Here is a 24968-nt window from a genome sequence, read left to right as displayed (position 1 = left end):
TTTAGAACAACATATCATTGGCATCAAAGGATATTTCAACATGCTTCCCGAGCATCTTGTTCCCTCTCGTTTTCACTTATCCAGCTCATCTACTAATACCAGTCCCACAGATAATAGTGAAAATTTGACTCAGGGAAAGAGAACATTAAGCGATTACGAACCCGATATTTTGATTAGCTCTACCGCTAACGGCCAGGCGCGCAATATGTTATTTGAAGAGTGCGATCGCCATTTAAAAGAGCGCCTGTTTCGTGCCGCGAAAATTGAGTCCTTCACTCGCCTGCTCAATTCACTACAAGCGGAAGGCGACATTAACGCTCAAGAATTAAGTAAAATTTTATCGACAAAAACAGCCAGCGTAAATGAACAGGGCAATAAAATTTGGCTTAATTTAATTACGCGTGAGACCAGCGATCCTATTTTTTATTCTCTGGAAGAGAAATAAAATGAAAGATGTTGAGGATAATAATGTTTATTTGGCTTTAGATGACCATAAAAGCGATGAGTTTGTCTTAAAGCAAAATTTGGCCGTATTGATTGCCAATAAAAATGCGACGTTGGAAAGCGTTGCCCAGGAGATGGTCTCTATTCCCGCCGCGCTGGTGCGGATGAAATGGCAAAATCGTCGCGAAATTTATGCGCTGCAGGCTAAAGAAGAGATCTATGGCGCCGCGATTGAAGCCATTATGGAGCAGCTACCAGAACTACGGGACAAAATCATGGCCCGGCTGGAGAGCACATACCAGCATATACTCCAGCGAGAAACAGCCACCTTACGCCTGACGCGTAAACTGTCTGAAGGGAACTACGAACCCACCAGGATAACGGCAGTCGCACTGGATGAGGACAGATAAGGGCGTGTGGGGAGAGTTAAATCAGGAGAGGAAGGCCGGGTAAGGCAACAACCATTACCCGGCAATCAGGATTACTTCGCTTTCACGGTCTCTTCACCGACCAGACCAATCTTCAGGAAACCCGCCTGATGCAGCGTATCCATAACTTTCATCATGGTTTCATAATCGACGGTTTTATCCGCACGGAAGAAAATCGTGGTGTCTTTCTTCCCATCGGTCAGCGTATTTAATTCGCTAATCATGGTGTCATCCGTCACCTGATTGTTGCCAATAAACATACTCTTATCGGCTTTAACAGACAGGTAAACCGGTTTTTCCGGACGCGGCTGCGGCGTGCTGGTGGAAGCCGGGAGATTCACCTTCACATCCACCGTTGCCAACGGTGCGGCCACCATAAAGATGATCAATAAAACCAACATAACATCGATAAACGGCGTCACGTTGATTTCATGCATTTCACCGTTATCGTCCAGGTTTTCATTAAAGCTCATTGCCATGGAACATTATCCTACACGTAATTTCTGCGCAGCACGTACCGGATGGGCAGAAGCGCTAGCGTTCAGGTCCAGATCGCGACTTTGCAGCAACAGTACCTGTGCCGCGACATCGCCCAGCATCGCTTTATAGCTGCCAATCTGACGTGCGAAAATGTTGTAGATAACAACCGCAGGAATTGCCGCGACCAGACCGATCGCCGTCGCTAACAGTGCTTCTGCGATACCCGGCGCAACAACGGCCAGGTTGGTCGTTTGGGTTTGTGCAATCCCGATGAAGCTATTCATGATGCCCCATACGGTACCGAACAGACCCACAAATGGAGAGATAGCCCCGATGGTGGCCAGGTAGCCGTTACCACGTCCCATATGACGACCTACCGCCGCCACACGACGCTCCAGACGGAAGCCGGTACGCTCTTTAATACCTTCGTTGTCGTCGCTGCCTTCTGACAATTCCAGTTCGTTCTGCGCTTCGTAAATCAACTGTGCGCCCAGGCTTTTGCCATCAAATCCTGCAGCAATCTCATTTGCCTGGTCTAAAGAGCGGGCGTCCGCCAGCAGTTGCTGTTCACGCTTAAGGCGGCGTTTCTGAGTAAAGAACTCAAGGCTCTTACTAAAGAAGATAGCCCAGGTGACCACTGATGCCAAAATCAGCCCAATCATCACGCACTTAACCACGATATCGGCGTGCTGATACATACCCCAGACGGAAAGATCCGTCTGCATCAAATTATTACCCACTCTGTATCTCCAGGACGCAAATCACAAAATCTGAGCGTAATGATATCAAAACGACGTCGAATTGATAGTCGTTCTCATTACTATTTACATATTGCCGCACCTTTGGTTTCTTTTCCTTGCGCTTACGCAGTAAAAAAGTCACCAGAAGCATTTTGAGATTATTTTCTACTGTATGACCGTTCTGCAGGATGCGTCATCTTTGATTCATGGTAGTTTAGACATCCAGACGTATAAAAACAGGTAAGACGACATGGCAGATAAGCAACTTGAAACCAAACTCGTTCACGCAGGACGCAGTAAAAAGTACACGCTGGGCGCGGTAAATAGCGTGATCCAGCGCGCTTCTTCGCTAGTGTTTGACACCGTAGAGGCCAAAAAGCAGGCTACGCACAACCGTGCTAACGGTGCGCTTTTCTATGGACGTCGCGGAACCTTGACGCATTTTTCCCTGCAGGAGGCAATGTGTGAACTGGAAGGCGGCGCGGGTTGTGCGTTATTCCCCTGCGGCGCGGCGGCCGTTGCCAACACCATCCTCGCCTTTGTGGAACAAGGGGATCATGTGCTGATGACCAACACCGCCTATGAACCCAGCCAGGATTTTTGCACCAAAATTCTCGGCAAACTCGGCGTGTCCACCGGATGGTTCGATCCGCTGGTTGGTGCCGATATTGTGAAGCACATACAGCCGAACACTAAAGTCGTATTTCTGGAATCTCCCGGCTCTGTCACCATGGAAGTACATGATGTTCCTGCTATTGTTGCCGCCGTCAGAAGCGTCGCGCCGGATGCGATCATCATAATTGATAACACCTGGGCTGCCGGAGTGCTGTTCAAAGCGCTGGATTTTGGCATCGACATTTCTATTCAGGCTGGCACCAAATATCTGATTGGCCATTCCGACGCCATGGTCGGCACTGCGGTAGCTAATGCCCGTTGCTGGGATCAACTGCGCGAAAATGCCTATCTGATGGGGCAAATGCTGGACGCCGATACCGCCTATATGACCAGCCGCGGACTGCGTACGCTAAGCGTTCGCCTGCGCCAACATCATGAAAGCAGCTTAAAGGTCGCCGAGTGGCTGGCCAGCCATCCGCAGGTCGCCCGCGTGAACCACCCCGCGCTGCCCGGCAGTAAAGGCCACGAATTCTGGAAGCGTGATTTCACCGGCAGCAGCGGACTGTTCTCATTTGTATTGAATAAGAAACTAAATCATGAAGAGCTGGCCGCGTATCTCGACCACTTCAGCCTGTTCAGCATGGCCTACTCCTGGGGCGGTTTTGAGTCGCTGATTCTCGCTAATCAGCCGGAACACATTGCGGCAATCCGTCCCCAAGGCGAGGTGGACTTCAGTGGAACGCTCATCCGTTTGCATATCGGTTTAGAGAATGTTGACGATCTGATTGCCGATTTGGCCGCAGGATTTGCCCGAATCGAGTAAAATTGCCATAGATGGACATATATGCAGACACTTCTGGTGGAAAAGTCTGCAATTGTTGCGTCCGGGATCAAGGCATCCCGGACAATTCAGGAGTACAATCCACACATAAACGCTGTTCCACAGGAAAGTCCATGGTAGTCATTCAAGATATTGTCTCCGCGCTTTGGCAACACGATTTTGCCGCGTTGGCGGATCCGCACGTTGTGAGCGTGGTGTACTTCGTAATGTTCGCCACACTGTTTTTAGAAAATGGCCTGCTGCCTGCCTCCTTTTTACCCGGAGACAGCCTGTTATTGCTGGCAGGGGCGCTGATCGCTCAGGACGTGATGAGTTTTATACCTACCATAGCTATTCTGACTGCCGCAGCCAGTCTGGGCTGCTGGCTGAGCTACATTCAGGGACGCTGGCTGGGCAACACACGGACGGTAAAAGGCTGGCTGGCGCAATTACCTGATAAATATCATCAGCGCGCTACCTGCATGTTTGACCAACACGGGCTGATGGCACTGCTGGCTGGGCGTTTCCTGGCATTCGTTCGTACCTTGCTGCCAACAATGGCGGGAATTTCGGGCCTGCCAAACCGTCGGTTCCAGTTTTTTAACTGGCTGAGCGGTCTGCTGTGGGTCACCGTCGTCACCGGCTTTGGCTATGCGCTGAGCATGATCCCGTTCGTCAAACGCCATGAAGATCAGGTGATGACCTTTTTAATGATCCTGCCGATTGCCCTGTTAACCGCGGGTCTGTTGGGAACCCTGTTTGTAGTGATTAAAAAAAAATACTGTAGCGCCTGAGCATTAACCGTAGGCCGGGGTTCCCCCGGCATTTTCGCCTGATGACGTTTCGCTTATCAGGCCAGCGCTGAGCAAGTTTAACTCCCCTGCATCATTCGAATTCTGGCTGCATCCTCCCCCGGCGTTACGCCAAAGAAACGTTTGAATTCCCGACTGAATTGCGATGCGCTCTCATAGCCGACGCGCATGGCAGCCGCACTGGCCTTCATCCCGTCGTGGATCATCATCATCCGTGCTTTATGCAGACGATAGCTCTTCAGGTATTGCAGCGGCGACGTGCTGGTCACCGCTTTAAAATTATGATGAAACGCCGACACGCTCATGTTCGCTTCTGCCGCCAGCTGTTCGACATTGAGATTTTCGGTGTATTTGGTTTCAATGCGCTTCAGCACCCGGCTTATCAAACTGAAATGCGTCTGGCGACTGACCAGCGCCAGTAATGCGCCGCCGCGCGGCCCGGTCAGCACATGGTAGAGGATCTCGCGAATAATCTGTTTCCCCAGAATACGCGCATCCAGCGGTCGCTCCATCACATCCAGCAGGCGCTCAGCGGCGCACAGTATTTCGTCAGAAAGCGTCGCGGAGTTGATCCCGCTGGCCGCCATGGCGGGCTGGAACAGCTCATCTTCCCCAATGTCCATCAACAGCTCCTGCAATTGCAGAATATCGACATTCAGGTAGATACCGGCCAGGGGAACCTCCTGCGTTGCATACGTTTCACATTCAAAGGGTAGCGGTACGGTTAGCAACAGGTATTCGTTGGCGTCATAACGAAATACACGTTCATTGATATAACCAATTTTATGTCCCGAAAAGAGAAATATGATTCCTGGCTGATACATTACCGGTGTACGCGCTGCCGGCTCAGTGCCGTGCAGCAGGCGGACATCTGGCAGCAGTTCGCTGAGTTTATTTTCATTGTTTTTCAGCTGCTTAATTTTATCTGTCAGCAGAAGGCAGATCTCATCACGGTTCATAGAGCACCATTTCATCATCGGTTTGCAACCCTGACATAATGCGCAGATTTATCCGTTTTCTCCAGCAGTCTGTAGAAATGGGCAAGACATCGGCAGAAATGAGCATTGAGAGCAGCGCGGCTGACGACCACAATGTTCATCATCCGGCAGACACTCTCCTGCCCTCTTTTTTTTACCCACATAAGGGAACGAGCAATGAACAACTTTAATCTCCATACCCCAACCCGCATTCTGTTTGGTAAAGGTGCGATTGCTGAGCTGCGCGATCAAATCCCTCAGGATGCTCGCGTATTGGTTACCTATGGCGGCGGTAGCGTGAAAAAAACCGGTGTCCTGGCACAGGTTCAGGATGCGCTGAAAGGCCTGGACGTGCTGGAGTTTGGCGGTATTGAGCCGAACCCGTCTTATGAAACGCTGATGAACGCGGTAAAAATCGTGCGTGATGAGAAAGTGACGTTCCTGCTGGCGGTAGGCGGCGGTTCGGTGCTGGATGGCACCAAATTCATCGCGGCTGCGGCACAATACGCTGACGGCATCGATCCATGGCGCATTCTGGAAACCCACGGCAACGACGTAACAAGCGCTATCCCGATGGGCTCCGTATTAACCCTGCCAGCAACCGGCTCTGAATCTAACTCCGGCGCGGTCATTTCGCGTAAAACCACCGGCGATAAGCTGGCCTTTATGACCCCATTTGTGCAGCCGGTATTCGCCGTGCTGGATCCGGTTTACACCTATACCCTGCCGCCGCGTCAGGTTGCGAACGGCGTCGTAGATGCCTTCGTACATACCGTTGAGCAGTATGTGACTTATCCGGTTGACGGGAAAATTCAGGATCGCTTTGCTGAAGGTATTCTGCTTACGCTGGTAGAAGAAGGCCCGAAAGCATTGCAGGAGCCGGAAAATTACAACGTGCGTGCGAACGTTATGTGGGCGGCAACCCAGGCGCTGAACGGTCTGATTGGCGCAGGCGTACCACAAGACTGGGCAACGCATATGCTGGGCCACGAACTGACCGCAATGCACGGTCTGGATCATGCTCAAACATTGGCTATCGTTCTGCCAGCGCTGTGGAATGAAAAACGCGATACCAAACGTGCCAAACTGCTGCAATACGCAGAGCGTATCTGGAATATCACCGAAGGTTCCGATGACCAACGCATCGACGCCGCTATTGCCGCAACCCGCGCTTTCTTTGAACAAATGGGCGTACCGACTCGTCTGTCTGACTACGGCCTGGACGGTAGCTCCATCCCGGCGCTACTGGAAAAACTGCAAGCGCACGGCGGTACGAAACTGGGCGAACATCAGGACATTACGCTCGAGGTCAGCCGTCGGATTTACGAAGCTGCCCGCTAAGGTTTTTTCACCTCCGCCTTTCATTTTTGGGTATTTATATTCTAAATAATTCGAGTTGCATAAAGGCGGCAAAGGAGAGAATCCCCAGGAACTTACATAAGTCAGTGACTGGGGGTGAAACGACAAACCTGCCGGGAGCAGATTTGAACGCTGCTTGCAGCGGACCTGAAAGGGTGAGGCTCATGGATGGGCCGCGTAATAAAGCCAACGCATATGCAGCTTGAAGTATGACGAGGATAGGCCAGACTTAAGTCACACCTAACTTACCGGGGCTTGCCTCGGTAAACTCAATTCAGGGGAGGAATTATGACCGGTCCAACCATTATTAAACTACAGGATGGTAACGTCATGCCGCAACTGGGCCTGGGGGTCTGGAAGGCAAGTAACGAAGAGGTCATCACTGCCATTCATAAAGCGCTGGAAGTGGGGTATCGCTCAATTGATACCGCTGCGGCGTACAAAAACGAAGAAGGTGTCGGCAAAGCAATACGCGATGCGGGCGTACCGCGGGAAGAGTTATTCATCACCACCAAGCTATGGAATGATGACCAGAAACGTCCTCGGGAAGCCTTGCTCGAAAGCATGGAGAAACTCCAGCTCGATTACCTCGATCTTTATCTGATGCACTGGCCGGTTCCGGCGATCGACCACTACGTTGAAGCGTGGGAAAGCATGATCGATCTGCAAAAAGAAGGGCTGATTAAGAGCATCGGCGTGTGTAACTTTCAGGTCAATCATCTCCAGCGACTGATGGATGAAACCGGCGTACCACCGGTGATTAACCAGATAGAACTTCACCCGCTTATGCAACAGCGCCAACTGCACGCCTGGAACGCAACGCATAAAATCCAGACCGAATCCTGGAGCCCGCTGGCGCAGGGCGGCAAAGACGTCTTTGATCAAAAGATCATCCGCGATCTCGCGGAGAAATATGGCAAATCACCGGCGCAGATTGTCATCCGCTGGCATCTGGATAGCGGCCTGGTGGTTATTCCGAAATCAGTCACTCCTGCGCGTATCGCAGAAAACTTTAACGTCTGGGACTTCCGCCTGGATAAAGATGAATTAGGCGAAATCGCAAAGCTCGATCAGGGCAAACGTCTGGGACCAGACCCGGACCAGTTCGGCGGTTAACCCCTTCTCTCCTGCCCGACCTCTTGTCGGGCCTTTACTGATTTGAATTTCGACGTAGACCACGTGCACAGATCTGCCCCACTGGAAGCCGATTGAATCGCAGCAGAACCAATTTTTCGAGCAGTATGAAGGATATCTGTCGTCACACGATCGTGAACGGGCGGATGATGCAAAACTGGCCGCATTAGCGGCCAGAATTCGTGAGGCATAATTACTGAGCACTTCTGCCAGATGGCACCTTATCCGGCCGACGGTCTTTCAGGCCCGGTAAACATTTCACTCCCGGGCAAGACAGATTAGCGCCCAGCTACTTTCCCACGTTTTTTGTTCGCGGCGGGCGTCTGGCGCTGATGCGCCACAGGCGTGTGCTTGGTCAACGCCGGACGGGTATGACGGTTCTGGCGACGCGCTTCGCGCATCTCTTCCAGCGTAGGCGCCGGAACCAGACATTCGCGACGACCACCGATCAGATGCTTTTTCCCCATATCTTCCAGCGCCTGGCGGATTAACGGCCAGTTGGCTGGGTCGTGGTAACGCAGCAGCGCTTTATGCAGACGACGCTGTTTATCACCTTTCGGCACCACCACGTCTTCACTCTTGTAACCAATTTTACCCAGCGGGTTTTTCCCGGTGTAATACATGGTTGTGGAGTTCGCCAATGGTGATGGATAGAAGTTCTGCACCTGATCCAGACGGAAACGACGTTGCTTCAGCCACAGCGCCAGATTCACCATATCCTCGTCACGCGTCCCAGGATGCGCAGAAATAAAGTACGGGATCAGGTACTGCTCTTTACCGGCCTGTTTAGAGTAGGTGTCGAACAATTCCTTAAAGCGATCGTAGCTGCCCATCCCCGGCTTCATCATCTTCGACAGCGGGCCTTCTTCAGTATGCTCTGGCGCAATCTTCAGATAGCCGCCCACGTGGTGGGTCGCCAGCTCTTTGATATAGCGCGGATCTTCAACCGCGATGTCATAGCGCACACCTGAAGCGATAAGGATCTTTTTAATGCCTTTCAAATCACGCGCACGGCGATAGAGGTTAATCGTCGGCTCGTGGTTGGTATCCATATGCGGACAGATATCCGGGTAGACGCATGACAAACGACGGCAGGTTTGCTCCGCACGCGGTGACTTACAGCGCAGCATATACATGTTCGCCGTTGGGCCGCCGAGATCGGAAATCACGCCGGTAAAGCCCGGAACGGTGTCGCGAATAGCTTCGATTTCATTGATGATCGAATCTTCAGAGCGGCTCTGGATAATGCGGCCTTCATGCTCGGTGATCGAACAGAACGAGCAGCCGCCAAAACAGCCACGCATAATGTTGATCGAGAAACGGATCATCTCATAGGCCGGAATGCGGCTGTCGCCATACGCCGGATGCGGCACGCGCTTGTACGGCAGCGCAAAGACGCTGTCCATTTCTTCGGTAGAGAGCGGAATGGCTGGCGGGTTGATCCAGATGTAGCGATCGCCATGCTTCTGCATCAGCGCGCGCGCACAGCCTGGGTTGGTTTCGTGGTGCAGGATACGCGACGCATGTGCATACAGCACTTTATCGCCCTTCACTTTTTCGAAGGACGGCAGCAGCACGTAGGTTTTTTCCCACGGTTTCGGGCGCGGCGGCTGTACAGTTACCGCTTTCGCTTCCTGCTTTTTCGGTGCGACAGGTTTGTTGTCGGCACACGGCAAATCCTCGCCGTATGGATGCGGGATCGGGTCAATTTTGCCCGGCGTGTCGAGACGCGTGGAATCCACCCCACTCCAGCCCGGCAGCGCTTCTTTAACCATAATCGCGGTGTTACGCACGTCGCGGATCTGATCGATAGTTTCACCCATCGCCAGACGATGCGCCACTTCCACCAGCGGACGTTCGCCGTTACCGAACATCAGCATGTCGGCTTTTGAATCCACCAGCACGGAGCGACGAACGGTATCAGACCAGTAGTCGTAGTGCGCGGTACGGCGCAGGCTGGCCTCAATACCGCCGAGAATAACCGGCACATCTTTCCATGCTTCCTTACAGCGCTGGGTATAGACCAGCGTCGCGCGGTCCGGGCGTTTGCCCGCCACGTTGTCTGGCGTATAAGCATCGTCATGGCGCAGTCGGCGATCGGCGGTATAACGGTTGATCATCGAATCCATGTTGCCCGCGGTTACACCAAAGAACAGGTTCGGTTTACCCAAACGCATAAAATCGTCTTTGTTGTTCCACTCCGGCTGGGCGATAATCCCAACACGAAAGCCCTGCGCTTCCAGCATACGGCCGCAAATTGCCATGCCAAAGCTGGGATGATCGACGTATGCATCGCCGGTAACCAGAATGATGTCGCAGCTATCCCAGCCAAGTTGGTCCATTTCGTCGCGTGACATCGGCAAAAATGGTGCCGGGCCAAAACAGGCAGCCCAGTACTGCGGCCAGGAGAAAAGGTCTCTGTCCGGCTGGATCAGGGATATTGCGCTCATAGTGCTTCCAAAAATGGTAAAAAAATAATCAAAGGCCGGGGATTATACGCTGTATGTCGGCAAGAAATGAAGTGGAGTCTGAGTCAGACAAGTAGAAAGTGATTTAAATTGTTAAATTTTACGACGCCCATTTTTATCATTCATAATTAACACCATGCCGGCCAGCTGAGATAACTCTTTTTCGGCGGGGGATTTTTCATTGCGACTCAACGATTCACTGCATATTTCCCAGTTACGGGTAGTTGTTCACCTGTGCGGATTTCTGGTTCTTCTCTACAGCTTCTCCATGCTGCCGCCGATGGCCATTGCTCTGTTAAATAAAGAGCGGAGCTTTTTCGCCTTTTTCAGCACATTTATGACGTTCTTTACCCTCGGCAGTGGAGCGTGGCTGGCAACCAAACATGCAGGAATTCAACTACGAACCCGGGATGGCTTCGTCATTATCGTCCTGTTCTGGCTGCTGTTTTCGTTTATCAGCGCCATGCCGATGTGGATGGACGATGGCTTAAATCTCTCCTTTGCCGATGCCCTGTTCGAAGGGGTTTCCGGGATAACCACCACTGGCGCTACGGTGATTGACGACATCAGCGCCTTGCCGAAATCGTATCTGTACTATCGGGCTCAGCTCAATTTTATTGGCGGCCTGGGGGTTATTGTCCTTGCCGTGGCGGTATTACCCCTGCTGGGTATTGGTGGTATGAAGCTGTATCAGTCTGAAATGCCAGGTCCCTTTAAAGAAGAACGCCTCACGCCAAGGCTTGCTGATACCGCACGTACGCTGTGGCTGACCTACGTCATTCTCGGCCTTATTTGTACTCTGGCCTACTGGGTTGCCGGGATGTCGTTTTTCGATGCCTTATGCCACGGGCTGTCGACGGTCTCTCTCGGCGGATTTTCCACCCGTAGTGAGAGCATCGGTTTTTATAACAGCCACGCTATTGAGTTAGTCGCCGGACTGTTTTCACTGCTGTCTGCGTTTAACTTCACCCTCTGGTACGTAGCTATTGTGAAACGTACCTTTAAGCCCTTTCGTCGTAATGCCGAGCTGCGTTTCTTTCTGCTTATTGCGCTGGTTGTCACCTTGATCGCCACCTGGCAGGTCTGGCGGGCGGGTATGTACGGGATAACGGACAGCCTGGTGCATGCCTTTTTTCTGGCCAGTTCGATGCTGACAGATAATGGCCTGTCGACGGCGGATTATGCGCAGTGGCCTTCGCACACGATATTCATGCTGCTCAGCGCCAGTTTCTTCGGCGGTTGTGTCGGCTCGACCTGCGGGGGGATTAAGGTGCTGCGTTTTTTGATTATGTTCAAGCAATGCCGTCAGGAGTTACACCAGCTCGCGCATCCTCGCGCCCTGCTGAATATCAAAGTGGGCAATAACGTAGTAAGCGACCGAGTAGTGCGTTCGGTATGGAGCTTTTTCTTTCTCTACGTTTTATTTACCAGCTTTTTTATCTGGGCGCTCAATCTGATGGGCTACGATCTCTTCTCCTCATTCGCCACCGTTGCCGCCTGCATCAATAACATGGGGCTGGGATTTGGCATCACCGCAACGACGTTTGGCACCTTAAACGAGGAGGCAAAATTTCTGATGTGCGCGGCCATGATCATGGGGCGTCTGGAGATTTACCCCATTCTGATCCTGTTCTCGCGCATGTTCTGGCGGGCGTAACGGAAACTCCGGCGCATTACGGCGCCGGGTTCACCAACATCTGTCCGATCGAGCCACGATCCGCCATTTCCAGCGTCTGACTGTTAAAGTAGAACGGGAAATGAGCCCAGGAAGGTTGTCCGTAGTAGACCAGTAATTCAACCTGGCCGTCGACCCAGACGGTATCTTTCCAGCCCCGGTCTTCCGGGAACGGCATTGCGCCATTCACATTACGGATCAGGAACGAGACGCCTTCGATATGGAAAGACTGAGGCATATCCGCTCGTACCGTCCAGCGCTCCCAGGAGCCCTGCTGAGCGGTAATATCCATGCGGTTGACGTCCCACAGCTGACCGTTGATGCCGGGATCGTCATCCAGACTGATATCACGGCTGCGAATCGGTGAACCACTGAGGATTTCCGTTGGCAGCAGGCGCATTGGCAGACTGTCGGTCACCAGCGGCAGGAGACCGGTCGGGCGCAGCGTCAATACCAGCGTGGAGATGAGAATACTGGAAGGCTCAAAGAATCCGCGGATCCTGTCGACAATGCTGGCCGCCTCACCACAGGTGATAGAGACCTCATTTCCGTTAGTCATATCCACCAGGATCTCACGGCGCTCGCCAGGCGCCAGCGAGAGCTGCTTCACCGAAACGGGCGCAGGTAAAAAGCCCTGATCGCTGGAAATCACATGCAGCGCGCGGCCATCGCTCATTTGCAACTGGTAACGACGCGAGTTTGAAGCGTTCAGCAAACGCAAACGCACCCAGCCGCGAGAGACTTCGACATACGGGCTTTGCGCCCCGTTGACCAGCAGCGTATCACCGACAAAACCACCGCTGCCGGGTTCGCTGTATTCCGGCGTACCAAAGTTGTCCAGACGCTTGTCCTGGATAATGATCGGAAAATCATCCACGCCGTAGTGGTTGGGAATAGACAGTGATTTACTCACTTCATCTTCAATCAGCCACATTCCGGCAAGACCGTTATAAACCTGCTGGGCAGTACGATTTGGCGTATTGGCGTGATACCACAGCGTAGCGGCATTCTGACGAATCGGCAGCACTGGTGCCCAGTCTGCATTAGGGGACATCATGCGCGCCGGGCCGCCCATCAGCGGACCTGGCACCTGTAATCCAGCGACAGTCATCGAGACATTTTCAGTCAGACGGTTGCTGTAGATAAGTTTGACGTCATCCCCTTTCCAGACGCGGATCGTCGGTCCCAGGTAGCGACCGTTAATCCCCCAGACAGGTGCGCGCGTGCCTTGCGTGAAGGACCAGTGGGCGCGTTGCAGCGTCATAAATAACGGCTGCCCCCGACGGGACTCCAGCAGCGGAGGTACGGGTAACGGTTGTTGCTGACCGGCAGCATTAGCCTTCAGCGGAACAGCACCTGCACACAGTGCGATCCCCGATGCCTGAATGAACTGACGCCGACTGAATGACATATAAACTCCATGAAAAACTGGCGATTAACACGCAGGAAATCTTTTCCTGTAACAAACCCGAATTGCGCGGATTAAACCTTACCGGCGGCTTCCCGCTCAGCAACTTCTTTATCGAGTTCTGCGATTTTTTGTTCCATCAGCGTACGGCAATGCGCTGCCAGTTCACGAACCTGATCTTTCCCAAAATGGCTAATATCTACCGGTGGCAACATCTCTACAATCGCCAGACCATTATTGAGTCGGTTGAGTTTTATCTTGTTCGAGGTAGTTGAAACGCACACCGGAATAACCGGGACACCCGCCGCAATCGCCGCATGAAACGCGCCGGTTTTAAACGGCAGCAGACCGCGACCACGGCTGCGCGTTCCTTCCGGGAACATCCAGATAGAAATACGACGTTTTTTGAAATGATTCACCACCGCCGCAATGGTGCTGTGCGCTTTGGTACGGTTGTTTCTGTCAATCAGCAGGTTGCCGGTTAACCAGTACAGCAGCCCGAAGAATGGGATCCACAACAGGCTTTTTTTGCCTACTGTCACCGTCGGCGGCTGAACGATATTCGCAGCGGTAACCATGTCATAGTTGTTCTGATGATTACAAATATAGATAGCATTACCATAGTTCTGCGCGTCTGCCGGCATGCGGCACTCAACCTTCAGGCCATAAAGGGGAGCCAGGCGGCCAAACATATGACCGAACGTTGCGACGTGTTTTGGATTTCGTGGGCTGAACAGACAGTATATGCAACCGAAAATACAGACCAGAACGCAGTAAATAACAGTAATGATTAAACGAAAAATATATAGCATAACAACCTCTGAGGCCTAAGAGCCTGGCATTTTACGTCACCTGATTCATCACGCAGTATCAGGTTAGGGCTTTGTTAAGGGCGGCTCTCTGGAAAAGCGTATTGTTAATCGCAACGCACGAATAAACAACGGTTTCACGGGAATTTTTAACGTTGGCTCTCCCCGGGCTAAAACAGGGAGAGCCGGACGGTAGCGTTATTCTTCGCTGTCGCCGTGACTGGCGCGTCGAGGCGAGTCAATGTCAATGCGATCGATACGCTGCAGACCACGCATTAGCGTACCGCGACGGCCACGCTCGCCGGTCACTTTCTGCAACTCTTCAGGACGCAGTTTAATTTTGCGCTTACCGACGTGGATAGTCAGCGTGCTTTGTGGCGGCAACACGTAGAGCTGCGCCAGGCCATCTTCACCTTTCGCCGCTTCCGCTGAAGGGATATTGATAATCTTGTTCCCTTTGCCTTTTGACAATTGCGGCAAATCGCTTACCGGGAACATCAACATGCGACCGGCCTGGGTGATTGCCAGCAGCATATCGGTTTCATCTTCAATCACAACCGGCGGCATAACGCGCGAATTTTCTGGCAGCGTAATCAATGCCTTACCAGCACGGTTACGAGCTACCAGGTCGTTGAAGGTGCAGACAAAACCGTAACCCGCATCTGATGCCATCAGCAGTTTCTGATCGTCGCCTTCCATCAGCATGTGCTCAACCGTCGCGCCCGGCGGCAGCGTGAGCTTCCCGGTCAGCGGTTCACCCTGTCCACGCGCCGACGGCAGCGTAATCGGGTCGATGGCGTAGCTGCGTCCGGTCGAGTCCACGAACACCACTGGCTGGTTGCTCTTACCCTTCACCGCAGACTTAAAGCTGTCGCCCGCTTTATAGCTTAATCCCGGCGCATCAATGTCGTGGCCTTTCGCGCTACGCACCCAACCACTCTGAGACAGCACAATGGTCACTGGCTCTGACGGCAGCATGTCGTGCTCGCTCATCGCCTTCGCTTCTTCACGTTCCTGCAGCGGAGAGCGGCGTTCGTCGCCATAGGCCTCGGCATCAGCCTGCAGCTCTTTCTTCAGCAGGTTACTCATTTTACGCTCAGAAGCCAGAATGCCTTGCAGCTGATCGCGCTCTTTCGCCAGCTCATCCTGCTCGCCGCGGATTTTCATCTCTTCGAGTTTGGCAAGGTGGCGCAATTTCAGCTCAAGAATGGCTTCAGCCTGGGTTTCAGAAATGCCAAACCGCGACATCAGCTCGGGCTTAGGTTCATCCTCATGACGAATAATTTCGATCACTTCGTCAATGTTGAGGAACGCCACCAGCAAACCTTCAAGGATATGCAGGCGTTTAAGCACTTTTTCCAGACGATAGTTCAGGCGACGACGTACGGTATCGCGGCGAAACGCCAGCCATTCGGTGAGGATCTCCAGCAGATTTTTCACCGCCGGACGACCATCAAGACCGATCATATTCAGATTGATGCGGTAGCTTTTTTCCAGATCGGTGGTGGCAAACAGGTGGTTCATCACCTGCTCCATATCCACACGATTGGAGCGCGGGACAATCACCAGACGGGTCGGGTTTTCGTGATCCGATTCGTCGCGCAGGTCGTCTACCATCGGCAGCTTTTTATTGCGCATTTGAGCGGCGATCTGCTCCAGCACTTTTGCCCCGGAAACCTGATGCGGCAGTGCGGAAATCACCACCGCGCCGTCTTCTTTCGTCCATACCGCGCGCATACGTACGGAGCCACGTCCGTTTTCGTAAATCTTACGAATCTCTGCCCGCGAGGTAATGATCTCCGCTTCGGTCGGGTAATCCGGCCCCTGCACGATGTCCAGCAACTGATCCAGCGTCGTTTTCGGCTGCTCAATCAGGGTAATCGCCGCTTTCGCCACTTCACGCAGGTTATGCGGCGGAATGTCCGTCGCCATACCAACGGCAATACCGGTCGTGCCGTTCAACAGAATATTTGGCAGACGCGCAGGCAGCATCTTCGGCTCCTGCATGGTGCCGTCGAAGTTTGGCACCCAGTCCGACGTTCCCTGGCCAAGTTCACCCAGCAGAACTTCCGCATATTTAGACAGGCGGGATTCGGTATAACGCATCGCCGCGAAGGATTTCGGATCGTCCGGCGCCCCCCAGTTCCCCTGCCCGTCGACCAGCGGATAACGGTAAGAGAACGGCTGCGCCATCAGCACCATCGCTTCATAACAAGCGCTGTCGCCGTGTGGGTGGTATTTACCCAGTACGTCACCGACGGTACGGGCGGATTTTTTAAATTTGGCGCTGGCATTCAGCCCCAGTTCGGACATCGCGTACACGATGCGACGCTGAACGGGTTTCAAACCATCGCCAATAAACGGCAACGCCCTGTCCATGATGACGTACATGGAGTAGTTCAGATAGGCGGTTTCCGTGAATTCATGCAGCGCCAGGCGCTCTGCCATATCGCTCATTAATCGTGGTTCCTCAACTTTGTACCCCTCTATTGAAGGGCAATATTGCCGCAGATACTACCCTATCTGGCGTGTTGAGTCACAAAGAAAAGGGCCACGAGTGCGGCCCTGATGGGGATTATTTGGCAACTTTGGTAATCTGTTTCACGTCGATTTCAACGGAGTTCCAGTCTTTATCCACTTCCCCCTGGATTTCAACCACATCCTGTGGTGTGACGGTTACGCCGTTCCAGCGCTTGTGGTCGATATCCACATTCACCGTGCCAGTCGCATCTTTAAACACATACAGGTCGTCGGAAATACGCTCAACGATGTTCCCGCGCAGGGTAACCCAAGTGTCATCACGCAGTGATTTGGCGCTTTCTACCGTCGCGCTGCTACCATTCGGGCCGACAAATCCGCCATTTTGGCTTTGCGTGGTGGTTGTCGGTCCAGAGAAACCGCCCTGCTGCGCTGCCAGAACAGGTGCGGAACACAGTGCCATTACAGCAACCATTGCAGCTAATTTTTTCATCGTCATGTCTCCCTTTCATTTTGGTTTACGACTATTAAATAAGTTAATCCTTAACAAGTTCTTAAGGCAAAAAAAGATACTTTTTTTGCTGTACAGAGGCTGTAGTCACAAGGTTTACTGACGCTAATGAGAGCGGCTGCAGGGAAGAACATATGCGTATTTTACTGATCGAAGATGACACGTTGATCGGCGACGGCCTGAAAACAGGTCTGAGTAAAATGGGTTTCAGCATCGACTGGTTTACCGAGGGTCGCCAGGGGAAAGAAGCGCTCTACAGCGCCCCTTATGATGCGGTGATCCTCGACCTGACGCTGCCAGGCATCGACGGACGGGAGATCTTGCGCGAATGGCGAGCCAACGGGAAGCAGGAGCCAGTGCTGATTCTGACCGCTCGCGACGCGCTGGCGGAACGCGTTGAGGGTCTGCGTCTCGGCGCGGATGACTATCTGTGCAAACCCTTTGCGCTGATCGAAGTTGCCGCCAGGCTGGAGGCGCTGGTGCGCCGTGCCAGCGGCCAGGCGAGCAACATATTGCGCCATGGCCAGGTGACGCTTGATCCCGGCGCGCTGGTTGCCACGTCGGCAGATGAGCCTTTGTCTCTCAAACCCAAAGAGTTCGCTCTACTGGAGCTGCTGATGCGCAATAAGGGTCGCGTCCTGCCCCGCAAACTGATTCAAGAAAAACTGTATACCTGGGACGAAAACGTCTCCAGCAATGCGATTGAAGTACACGTCCATCACTTACGCCGTAAGCTCGGCAGCGACTTTATCCGTACCGTGCATGGCATTGGCTACACCCTGGGTGACGCATGAAACTCACACAACGCCTCAGCCTGCGCGTCAGGCTAACGCTTATTTTTCTGATTCTGGCATCAGCAACCTGGGCCGTTTCCAGCTTTGTAGCCTGGAAGCAGACCACCGACAATGTCGATGAGCTGTTTGATACCCAACTGATGCTGTTCGCCAAGCGGCTCAGTACGCTGGATATCAGCGACGTCACCACCTCAAGCAATATGGCTCGCACGCCGAAGAAGCTCAAGCACGGCCATATTGATGACGACGCGCTGACGTTTGCCATCTTCACCATCGACGGCAAAATGGTATTGCACGATGGCGACAACGGCCAGGATATTCCCTACAGCTACACCCACGAAGGCTTTACCGATGGCCAACTCAAGGGGGACAACGACGCATGGCGTTTTCTGTGGCTGAATTCCGCTGACGGCAAATACCGCATTGTGGTAGGCCAGGAGTGGGAGTATCGAGAGGATATGGCGCTGTCGATCGTCACCGCCCAGTTAACACCGTGGTTGATTGCGCTGCCGCTGATGTTGCTAATCCTGGTGGTCATGATTAGCCGTGAACTCAGGCCGCTGAAAAAACTGGCGCAGGCTCTGCGCTGGCGCTCACCGGAATCGGAAGAGCCGCTCGACCCGAAAGGTGTGCCAAGCGAAGTACGCCCGTTGGTTGAATCGCTCAATCAGTTGTTTACCCGCACCCATTCCATGATGGTCCGCGAACGGCGCTTCACTTCTGATGCTGCCCACGAGCTGCGCAGCCCGTTGACCGCGCTTAAAGTACAAACGGAAGTGGTGCAACTGTCAGACGACGACCCGCAAACGCGGGAAAAAGCGCTGGTACAGTTGCATGCGGGAATTGAACGCGCCACCCGGCTGGTCGATCAGTTACTAACGCTTTCACGCCTCGACTCCCTCGACAATCTTCAGGATGTGGCGGAAATCTCGCTGGAGGAGCTTTTGCAATCCGCGGTGATGGATATCTACCATCCAGCCCAGCAGGCGCACATCGACGTGCGTTTGCAGATTAACGCGCATAACATCATGCGCACAGGACAGCCGCTGTTACTGAGCCTGATGGTACGAAATCTGCTGGATAATGCGATCCGCTACAGCCCGCGGGGTAGCATTGTGGAAGTGACGCTCAACGCCCGTAATTTTAGCGTCAAGGATAATGGTCCTGGCGTTGCGCCAGAGGTCCTGACGCACATCGGGGAACGCTTTTATCGTCCACCGGGACAAAGCGTGACCGGCAGCGGTCTTGGCCTATCGATTGTCCGCCGTATCGCAATATTGCATGGAATGTCAGCCTCGTTTGGCAACGCTCCGCAAGGTGGCTTTGAAGCGAAGGTCAGTTGGTAATTGCGTTATTATTGCTCAAATAGCAAAAGACTTTGCACATTTTGCTAATTTCACCGCGTCGCTGGTAGGGGTAAAATCGTCTTCAAACGTATTTCCCTGAGGACACAAAATGAGCAACATTCTGATTATCAATGGTGCGAAAAAATTCGCCCACTCCAACGGTCAGTTAAACGACACCCTGACCGAGGTCGCGGATGGCCTTCTGCGCGACCTCGGGCATGATGTTAAAATCGTGCGCGCCGACAGCGACTATGACATTCCTGATGAAGTACAGAACTTCGTCTGGGCCGATGTGGTTATCTGGCAAATGCCTGGCTGGTGGATGGGTGCGCCGTGGACCGTGAAAAAATACATTGATGACGTGTTTACCGAAGGTCACGGTACGCTGTACGCCAGCGATGGTCGCACGCGTTCAGATGCGTCTAAAAAATACGGCTCCGGTGGGCTGATTCAGGGCAAAAAATACATGCTGTCACTGACCTGGAACGCACCGATGGAAGCTTTCACTGAAAAAGATCAGTTCTTCCATGGCGTTGGCGTTGATGGCGTTTATCTCCCGTTCCATAAAGCAAACCAGTTCCTGGGAATGGAAGCGCTGCCGACCTTTATCACCAATGACGTGATTAAAATGCCGGACGTCCCGCGTTATATCGCAGAATATCGCAAGCATCTGAACGAAATTTTTGGTTAACTGGTAACCTGGAATTAGAAGGAGTTAACCATGCTTACCGTTATTGCAGAAATCCGTACACGTCCAGGTCAACATCACCGCCAGGCGGTACTGGATCAATTCGCTAAAATCGTTCCAACCGTATTGAAAGAAGAAGGCTGCCACGGCTACGCGCCGATGGTCGATCATGCTGCTGGCGTCAGTTTTCAGACCACAGCCCCGGACTCAATCGTGATGGTTGAACAGTGGGAAAGCATTGCGCATCTTGAAGCGCATTTGCAGACACCGCATATGAAAGCCTATAGCGAAGCCGTGAAAGGCGACGTGCTGGACATGAGTATTCGTATTCTGGAGTCTGGCATTTAAGATTGTCGATTTGCCGGATAACGCCATAAACAGACGTATCCGGCTTATATTGCAATCCTCAGGCCTGGTAAGCCCAGCGCCACCAGGCATTCACGGTCAATTACCCTTCGAGATCCGCCAGGTCGCCTTTCTCCTGCAACCAGTTACGGCGATCTTCAGAACGCTTCTTGGCCAGCAGCATATCCATCATTGCGTTGGTACGCTGATCGTCTTCGTCATCGATGATGAGCTGCACCAGGCGGCGAGTGTTCGGATCCAGCGTGGTTTCACGCAGCTGCATCGGGTTCATTTCACCCAGACCTTTAAAGCGCTGCACGTTCGGCTTGCCTTTCTTGCGTTTTAACTGCTCCAGCACGCCCGCTTTCTCTTCTTCCGTCAGCGCGTAATACACCTCTTTACCGAGGTCGATACGGTATAACGGCGGCAGCGCCACATAGACGTGACCGTGTTTCACCAGCGTACGGAAGTGTTTCACAAACAGCGCGCACAGCAGCGTGGCGATGTGCAAACCATCGGAATCCGCATCCGCCAGAATACAGATCTTACCGTAGCGCAGCTGGCTCAGATCATCACTGTCCGGATCGATGCCGATCGCCACCGAAATATCGTGAACTTCCTGCGAGGCCAACACTTCATCGGAAGAGACTTCCCAGGTGTTGAGGATCTTACCTTTCAGCGGCATGATCGCCTGATATTCACGATCGCGCGCCTGTTTAGCCGATCCGCCCGCCGAGTCACCTTCGACGAGGAACAGTTCGGTGCGATTAAGATCCTGTGCGGTACAGTCCGCCAGTTTCCCCGGCAACGCCGGACCGCTGGTCAACTTTTTACGCACCACTTTTTTCGCCGCACGCAGACGACGCTGGGCACTGGAAATCGCCATCTCAGCCAGCAGTTCGGCTGATTGCACGTTCTGGTTCAGCCACAGGCTGAAAGCATCTTTCACCACGCCAGAGACGAATGCCGCGCACTGCCGCGAAGAGAGGCGCTCTTTGGTTTGTCCGGCAAACTGCGGATCCTGCATTTTTACCGACAGCACGTAAGCACAGCGATCCCAGATATCTTCCGCCGACAGCTTCACACCGCGCGGCAGAATATTGCGGTATTCACAGAACTCGCGCATTGCATCCAGCAGACCCTGACGCAGGCCGTTAACGTGCGTACCGCCCTGCATGGTTGGGATCAGGTTCACATAGCTTTCAGTCAGCAGCTCGCCGCCTTCCGGCAGCCAGAGCAGCGCCCAGTCCACGGTTTCTGTTTCACCGCTGAAATTACCGATAAACGGTTTTTCCGGCAGCGTCGGCAGGCCATTCACCGCTTCGCTCAGATAGTCATTCAGGCCATCCTGGTAGCACCAGCGCTGTTCACTGTTATTGACCTCATCCTTAAAGGTGATCTCAACGCCTGGGCACAGCACCGCTTTGGCTTTCAGTACGTGCGTTAAGCGCGAAACGGAAAAACGCGGGCTGTCAAAGAAGCTTTCATCCGGCCAGAAGTGCACGCTGGTTCCGGTATTGCGTTTACCGCAGGTACCGACAACCTGTAAATCTTGCACCTTATCGCCGTTCTCAAACGCGATGTTGTACACCTGCCCGTCGCGGCGCACGTTCACTTCCACACGCTTCGACAGGGCGTTGACCACGGAGATCCCCACCCCATGTAAACCACCAGAGAACTGATAGTTTTTGTTGGAGAACTTACCGCCTGCGTGCAGACGACAGAGGATCAGCTCTACCGCCGGAACGCCCTCTTCAGGGTGAATGTCTACCGGCATGCCGCGGCCATCATCAATAACTTCCAGAGACTGGTCGGCATGTAAAATCACGTCCACGCGTTTTGCGTGGCCCGCCAGTGCTTCATCCACACTGTTATCAATCACTTCCTGTCCAAGATGGTTCGGACGGGTTGTATCGGTGTACATCCCCGGGCGACGGCGTACCGGCTCAAGCCCAGTGAGTACCTCAATGGCATCAGCGTTATAAGTTTGCGTCATGGTTTAAATAAGCAATTCGAATTGATCGTCAGAAACTGTGCAGTCCAAGGAAATCGACAATCGGGTTGAAATAATCTTCGAAGCCCGTGAATGCGTGGTTTCCGCCCTCAATAACTGTCTGGCGGCAGGAGGCGTAATACGCCACCGCCTGGCGGTAGTCCAACACTTCATCGCCCGTTTGTTGAAGCAGCCAGATCAAATCCGGCGCTTCCAGCGGGTCAATCTGCATGACTTTAAGATCGTAAATATGGCGTGACTCTAGCACATATTGCTGCCCCGTGTAGGGGTTCTCGTTTTGACCGAGATAGTCGACCAGCAGTTCATAAGGTCGGACAGCAGGGTTCACCACCACCGCGGGCAGCATAAAACATTGCGACAGCCAGGTGGCGTAATAGCCTCCTAGCGAGGAACCGACAATTCCCAGCGACTCTCCGCCATGTTCGAGAATGATCGATTCCAGCATCTCTGCGGCCTGGGCCGGATACGGTGGCAACTGGGGTACGATCATCTCAACGTGCGGATGATGCTCCGCCAGCCAGTTTTTCAGCAAACATGCCTTCGCCGAACGAGGAGAACTATTAAATCCGTGAAGATAAAGAAGCGTAGACATCAGTAGCCTTCTGAAGCGGTATCAGGGTGGAACCGATTACCCTGCAGACGGCGTACCTGCGTCTGCAACGTCCCGTCAGCAAAAAGCTCCAGCGTCCGCCAGCCTGGGCTGATGGTATCTAGCGTGAAGTTGGAACAGTGTGGCTTAAACTGCACACAGGTCGACGGCGTCGCCAGCAGGCGGCGTCCGTTCCAGTCCAAATCCAGTTCCTGATGAATATGCCCACACAACAAATACTTGGCACGAGGATAATTCACCAGCACGTTATCCAGCTCTGCGGCATTACGCAGGCTATGCTGATCGAGCCAGCTACAACCTGCTGGCAGAGGATGATGATGCAGAAGCAGCAAAGTATTGCGCTCAGGCGCATCGGCAAGTTTACGTTCCAGCCATTCGAGCTGAAATTCGCTTAATTCACCGTGGGGAACGCCGAACACCTGGCTGTCCAGCAACAGGATTTGCCACTGTTCACCAATAAAGACGCGTTTAGCGGGTGAGATCCCCGCGTCCTGTAGCGCGCTGTACATTGCCGGCTGAAAATCGTGATTGCCCGGTAGCCAAACGCAGGGCGCACGAAAGCTTGCGATGCCCTCAGCAAAATGCTGATAGGCCGCAGCGGATTGGTCCTGCGCCAAATCACCAGTCGCGACGATCAGATCGTATTCAGGCGACTCTGCATGTATTGCATCCAGTACGGATTGATAGCTGTCCCAGGTGTTTACACCCAGCAGCGTTTCATGCTTTTCGGCAAACAGGTGAGTGTCTGTAATTTGTAAGATCCTGACTCTGGCCTCACCAGCCAAAGGAAGGGTTAACAGGCTTTCCAAATGGTGTCCTTAGGTTTCACGACGCTAATAAACCGGAATCGCCATCGCTCCATGTGCTAAACAGTACCGTAACCAGTCGGCCAGAAACTGATTAATTTGATGCTTTTCGTCGCGTTGATGCAACTTTTTATTTGGATAATCATACCGCGCTTTGAAGCGAAAGATCTGCTGACTCGAACACACTTCGGCCACCCTCGCGTCATGATACAGGCGGACTGTCAATGACGGCAGGCTCCAGTAAGTGACCGCGGGTGCCGTTTGTTCGATCGCGACAAGCGTAGTGTATCGGGTCGATTCAACGATCGTTAACCGATATTGTGCGTTTGCTACCTGATAGCTCACTGTTTCACCGGCTGCATCATTACGTGGCAGCAGGCGGCGCAATTGCGAATAGTTGGTTTCGCACAGGCGCATCATTTCAGGGAAGTCAGGTGTGTAACGCTTCATTTTTTCCACTCAGTTTTTAACTCTTGATAGTGCAGCTGTAACCATTGCAAGGCGATGACAGAAGCCGCGTTGTCGATTTTCCCCTCTTCAACCCATTGATAAGCCTGCTCCCGGCTCACCACATGAACACGAATATCTTCGTTTTCATCAGCCAGACCGTGGATCCCGCTCGCGGTCGTGGCGTCCACTTCGCCAACTAAAATAGACAGGCGCTCACTGGTGCCGCCAGGGCTTGCCAGATAGCTCAGAACGGGCTTGGTACGTTTAACTTCCAGCCCGGCCTCTTCCATCGCTTCACGACGAGCCACATCCTCAACGGTTTCGCCCTCTTCAATCATTCCGGCCACCATTTCCAGGAGCCAAGGGCTTTCGCTGGTATCAAACGCTGCGATACGGATCTGCTCGACCAAAACAACTTCGTCCCGCTCAGGGTCAAAGGGTAGCAAGACTGCCGCGTGTCCGCGCTCAAAAATTTCGCGCTTTACCTCACCGCTCATACCGCCGTTAAACAGGCGATGGCGGAACCGATAAAGATCCAGTGAAAAAAAACCGCGGTATAGCGTTTCTCGTGCAATAATTTCTACATCATTTTTAGTGAAAGTCATTGGCAAGTTGTCTGGTTTACGCATTGTGCTGTCCTGAAACCAATAGTGATTAAAATGTGAATTTCAAGGTCGTTTGACTGATGTTTGAACGCCCTTGTGTTAAATTGATGCAAATTAACGCCGTATGGCACGTAACGCCAACTTTTTGAAGT

Annotated in this window: 24 protein-coding genes and 1 pseudogene; 12 read left to right on the top strand and 13 right to left on the bottom strand. The window is 53.0% G+C overall.

Annotated features, from left to right (window positions below; genetic code table 11):
• Nucleotides 1-40: 40 nt before the first annotated feature.
• Together HV345_RS03975 and HV345_RS03970 are read left to right on the top strand one after the other, a co-directional pair.
• Nucleotides 41-445: a hypothetical protein gene (locus HV345_RS03975; RefSeq protein WP_046276175.1), complete on the top strand. Its 405-nt coding sequence runs from the start codon at nt 41-43 to the stop codon at nt 443-445.
• 1 nt (nt 446) lies between these two features.
• Entirely contained in the window at nt 447-854 is a 408-nt protein-coding gene (locus HV345_RS03970; protein WP_016157473.1) for a hypothetical protein, read from the top strand.
• 71 nt (nt 855-925) lie between these two features.
• On the opposite strand, the gene exbD is transcribed toward HV345_RS03970, so the two are convergent.
• Together exbD and exbB are read right to left on the bottom strand one after the other, a co-directional pair.
• Nucleotides 926-1351 (bottom strand): TonB system transport protein ExbD, encoded by a 426-nt coding sequence (gene exbD, locus HV345_RS03965; protein ID WP_016154501.1) that lies wholly within the window; start codon nt 1349-1351, stop codon nt 926-928.
• Between the two features lie 6 nt (nt 1352-1357).
• On the bottom strand, nt 1358-2092 hold the full coding sequence (gene exbB, locus HV345_RS03960; RefSeq protein WP_016154502.1) for a tol-pal system-associated acyl-CoA thioesterase: 735 nt from the start codon (nt 2090-2092) through the stop codon (nt 1358-1360).
• 250 nt (nt 2093-2342) lie between these two features.
• Here exbB and metC point away from each other — a divergent pair, with 250 nt between their 5' ends.
• Nucleotides 2343-3530 carry a cystathionine beta-lyase gene (gene metC, locus HV345_RS03955; RefSeq protein ID WP_016157474.1) on the top strand — a complete coding sequence of 396 codons (1188 nt, stop codon included), beginning with the start codon at nt 2343-2345 and terminating at the stop codon, nt 3528-3530.
• Between the two features lie 131 nt (nt 3531-3661).
• Nucleotides 3662-4321 (top strand): DedA family general envelope maintenance protein YghB, encoded by a 660-nt coding sequence (gene yghB / locus HV345_RS03950; protein ID WP_016154504.1) that lies wholly within the window; start codon nt 3662-3664, stop codon nt 4319-4321.
• A 77-nt stretch (nt 4322-4398) separates the two neighbouring features.
• On the opposite strand, the gene HV345_RS03945 is transcribed toward yghB, so the two are convergent.
• The gene (locus HV345_RS03945) at nt 4399-5298 is read right to left on the bottom strand and encodes an AraC family transcriptional regulator (RefSeq protein ID WP_165501421.1); all 900 of its coding nucleotides are present in this window, start codon (nt 5296-5298) and stop codon (nt 4399-4401) included.
• 195 nt (nt 5299-5493) lie between these two features.
• Between HV345_RS03945 and yqhD the strand changes: the two genes are divergently transcribed.
• The 3 genes and pseudogenes from yqhD to HV345_RS26345 all read left to right on the top strand — a co-directional run.
• The gene (yqhD, locus tag HV345_RS03940) at nt 5494-6657 is read left to right on the top strand and encodes an alcohol dehydrogenase (protein WP_003838168.1); all 1164 of its coding nucleotides are present in this window, start codon (nt 5494-5496) and stop codon (nt 6655-6657) included.
• Nucleotides 6658-6963: 306 nt separating this feature from the next.
• On the top strand, nt 6964-7791 hold the full coding sequence (gene dkgA, locus HV345_RS03935; RefSeq protein WP_181636270.1) for a 2,5-didehydrogluconate reductase DkgA: 828 nt from the start codon (nt 6964-6966) through the stop codon (nt 7789-7791).
• 70 nt (nt 7792-7861) lie between these two features.
• Nucleotides 7862-8002, top strand: a pseudogene (locus tag HV345_RS26345) (hypothetical protein); the annotation flags it as partial.
• 85 nt (nt 8003-8087) lie between these two features.
• Here HV345_RS26345 and HV345_RS03930 read toward each other — a convergent pair.
• Entirely contained in the window at nt 8088-10259 is a 2172-nt protein-coding gene (locus HV345_RS03930) for a YgiQ family radical SAM protein (protein ID WP_003024532.1), read from the bottom strand.
• Between the two features lie 199 nt (nt 10260-10458).
• On the opposite strand from HV345_RS03930, the gene HV345_RS03925 reads away from it, so the two are divergent.
• Nucleotides 10459-11934: a TrkH family potassium uptake protein gene (locus HV345_RS03925; protein WP_181636269.1), complete on the top strand. Its 1476-nt coding sequence runs from the start codon at nt 10459-10461 to the stop codon at nt 11932-11934.
• Between the two features lie 16 nt (nt 11935-11950).
• On the opposite strand, the gene ftsP is transcribed toward HV345_RS03925, so the two are convergent.
• The 4 genes from ftsP to HV345_RS03905 all read right to left on the bottom strand — a co-directional run bounded on the left by ftsP (nt 11951) and on the right by HV345_RS03905 (nt 17140).
• The gene (ftsP, locus tag HV345_RS03920) at nt 11951-13363 is read right to left on the bottom strand and encodes a cell division protein FtsP (RefSeq protein WP_016154508.1); all 1413 of its coding nucleotides are present in this window, start codon (nt 13361-13363) and stop codon (nt 11951-11953) included.
• Nucleotides 13364-13434: 71 nt separating this feature from the next.
• Nucleotides 13435-14172, bottom strand: coding sequence for a 1-acylglycerol-3-phosphate O-acyltransferase (gene plsC / locus HV345_RS03915; RefSeq protein WP_016154509.1), 738 nt, complete (start codon nt 14170-14172; stop codon nt 13435-13437).
• A 195-nt stretch (nt 14173-14367) separates the two neighbouring features.
• On the bottom strand, nt 14368-16626 hold the full coding sequence (gene parC, locus HV345_RS03910) for a DNA topoisomerase IV subunit A (protein WP_016157479.1): 2259 nt from the start codon (nt 16624-16626) through the stop codon (nt 14368-14370).
• A gap of 118 nt (nt 16627-16744) precedes the next feature.
• Nucleotides 16745-17140 (bottom strand): YgiW/YdeI family stress tolerance OB fold protein, encoded by a 396-nt coding sequence (locus HV345_RS03905; protein WP_016154511.1) that lies wholly within the window; start codon nt 17138-17140, stop codon nt 16745-16747.
• A 152-nt stretch (nt 17141-17292) separates the two neighbouring features.
• On the opposite strand from HV345_RS03905, the gene qseB reads away from it, so the two are divergent.
• The 4 genes from qseB (at nt 17293) to HV345_RS03885 (ending at nt 20334) form a co-directional block, all read left to right on the top strand.
• Complete coding sequence (qseB, locus tag HV345_RS03900; protein ID WP_047358644.1) at nt 17293-17952, top strand: quorum sensing response regulator transcription factor QseB; 660 nt, start codon at nt 17293-17295, stop codon at nt 17950-17952.
• Nucleotides 17949-19298 carry a quorum sensing histidine kinase QseC gene (qseC, locus tag HV345_RS03895; RefSeq protein WP_053388755.1) on the top strand — a complete coding sequence of 450 codons (1350 nt, stop codon included), beginning with the start codon at nt 17949-17951 and terminating at the stop codon, nt 19296-19298. Before qseB ends, qseC begins: the two co-directional genes overlap by 4 nt.
• 109 nt (nt 19299-19407) lie before the next feature.
• Nucleotides 19408-19989: an NAD(P)H-dependent oxidoreductase gene (locus HV345_RS03890; protein WP_019077693.1), complete on the top strand. Its 582-nt coding sequence runs from the start codon at nt 19408-19410 to the stop codon at nt 19987-19989.
• 30 nt (nt 19990-20019) lie between these two features.
• Entirely contained in the window at nt 20020-20334 is a 315-nt protein-coding gene (locus HV345_RS03885) for a putative quinol monooxygenase (protein WP_016154515.1), read from the top strand.
• Nucleotides 20335-20434: 100 nt separating this feature from the next.
• On the opposite strand, the gene parE is transcribed toward HV345_RS03885, so the two are convergent.
• Genes parE through nudF form a run of 5 tightly spaced genes read right to left on the bottom strand, consistent with a single transcriptional unit; the run spans nt 20435 to nt 24840 of the window.
• The gene (gene parE / locus HV345_RS03880) at nt 20435-22327 is read right to left on the bottom strand and encodes a DNA topoisomerase IV subunit B (protein WP_003024571.1); all 1893 of its coding nucleotides are present in this window, start codon (nt 22325-22327) and stop codon (nt 20435-20437) included.
• Nucleotides 22328-22355: 28 nt separating this feature from the next.
• Nucleotides 22356-22937, bottom strand: a complete 582-nt coding sequence (yqiA, locus tag HV345_RS03875; RefSeq protein ID WP_003024575.1) for an esterase YqiA — start codon at nt 22935-22937, stop codon at nt 22356-22358.
• Nucleotides 22937-23764, bottom strand: coding sequence for a 3',5'-cyclic-AMP phosphodiesterase (cpdA, locus tag HV345_RS03870; RefSeq protein ID WP_016154517.1), 828 nt, complete (start codon nt 23762-23764; stop codon nt 22937-22939). The genes yqiA and cpdA overlap by 1 nt, the downstream gene beginning before the upstream one ends.
• 24 nt (nt 23765-23788) lie before the next feature.
• On the bottom strand, nt 23789-24211 hold the full coding sequence (locus tag HV345_RS03865) for a DUF1249 family protein (RefSeq protein WP_003024582.1): 423 nt from the start codon (nt 24209-24211) through the stop codon (nt 23789-23791).
• Entirely contained in the window at nt 24208-24840 is a 633-nt protein-coding gene (nudF, locus tag HV345_RS03860; protein ID WP_016154519.1) for an ADP-ribose diphosphatase, read from the bottom strand. Before nudF ends, HV345_RS03865 begins: the two co-directional genes overlap by 4 nt.
• Nucleotides 24841-24968: the final 128 nt, after the last annotated feature.

Source organism: Citrobacter sp. RHBSTW-00986 (assembly GCF_013783065.1).
GTDB classification, from domain to species: domain Bacteria; phylum Pseudomonadota; class Gammaproteobacteria; order Enterobacterales; family Enterobacteriaceae; genus Citrobacter; species Citrobacter braakii.
Note: the sequence above shows the minus strand (reverse complement) of the source record. Positions and strands in the feature narration are given on the sequence as shown.

Excerpts from the sequence above, each read along its gene's own strand:
- HV345_RS03975 (WP_046276175.1), top strand. The coding sequence starts at position 41 with ATGCTTCCCGAGCATCTTGTTCCCTCTCGTTTTCACTTATCCAGCTCA.
- HV345_RS03970 (WP_016157473.1), top strand. The coding sequence starts at position 447 with ATGAAAGATGTTGAGGATAATAATGTTTATTTGGCTTTAGATGACCAT.
- exbD (WP_016154501.1), bottom strand. The coding sequence starts at position 1,351 with ATGGCAATGAGCTTTAATGAAAACCTGGACGATAACGGTGAAATGCAT.
- metC (WP_016157474.1), top strand. The coding sequence starts at position 2,343 with ATGGCAGATAAGCAACTTGAAACCAAACTCGTTCACGCAGGACGCAGT.
- yghB (WP_016154504.1), top strand. The coding sequence starts at position 3,662 with ATGGTAGTCATTCAAGATATTGTCTCCGCGCTTTGGCAACACGATTTT.
- HV345_RS03945 (WP_165501421.1), bottom strand. The coding sequence starts at position 5,298 with ATGAACCGTGATGAGATCTGCCTTCTGCTGACAGATAAAATTAAGCAG.
- yqhD (WP_003838168.1), top strand. The coding sequence starts at position 5,494 with ATGAACAACTTTAATCTCCATACCCCAACCCGCATTCTGTTTGGTAAA.
- dkgA (WP_181636270.1), top strand. The coding sequence starts at position 6,964 with ATGACCGGTCCAACCATTATTAAACTACAGGATGGTAACGTCATGCCG.
- HV345_RS03930 (WP_003024532.1), bottom strand. The coding sequence starts at position 10,259 with ATGAGCGCAATATCCCTGATCCAGCCGGACAGAGACCTTTTCTCCTGG.
- ftsP (WP_016154508.1), bottom strand. The coding sequence starts at position 13,363 with ATGTCATTCAGTCGGCGTCAGTTCATTCAGGCATCGGGGATCGCACTG.
- plsC (WP_016154509.1), bottom strand. The coding sequence starts at position 14,172 with ATGCTATATATTTTTCGTTTAATCATTACTGTTATTTACTGCGTTCTG.
- parC (WP_016157479.1), bottom strand. The coding sequence starts at position 16,626 with ATGAGCGATATGGCAGAGCGCCTGGCGCTGCATGAATTCACGGAAACC.
- HV345_RS03905 (WP_016154511.1), bottom strand. The coding sequence starts at position 17,140 with ATGAAAAAATTAGCTGCAATGGTTGCTGTAATGGCACTGTGTTCCGCA.
- qseB (WP_047358644.1), top strand. The coding sequence starts at position 17,293 with ATGCGTATTTTACTGATCGAAGATGACACGTTGATCGGCGACGGCCTG.
- qseC (WP_053388755.1), top strand. The coding sequence starts at position 17,949 with ATGAAACTCACACAACGCCTCAGCCTGCGCGTCAGGCTAACGCTTATT.
- HV345_RS03890 (WP_019077693.1), top strand. The coding sequence starts at position 19,408 with ATGAGCAACATTCTGATTATCAATGGTGCGAAAAAATTCGCCCACTCC.
- HV345_RS03885 (WP_016154515.1), top strand. The coding sequence starts at position 20,020 with ATGCTTACCGTTATTGCAGAAATCCGTACACGTCCAGGTCAACATCAC.
- parE (WP_003024571.1), bottom strand. The coding sequence starts at position 22,327 with ATGACGCAAACTTATAACGCTGATGCCATTGAGGTACTCACTGGGCTT.
- yqiA (WP_003024575.1), bottom strand. The coding sequence starts at position 22,937 with ATGTCTACGCTTCTTTATCTTCACGGATTTAATAGTTCTCCTCGTTCG.
- HV345_RS03865 (WP_003024582.1), bottom strand. The coding sequence starts at position 24,211 with ATGAAGCGTTACACACCTGACTTCCCTGAAATGATGCGCCTGTGCGAA.
- nudF (WP_016154519.1), bottom strand. The coding sequence starts at position 24,840 with ATGCGTAAACCAGACAACTTGCCAATGACTTTCACTAAAAATGATGTA.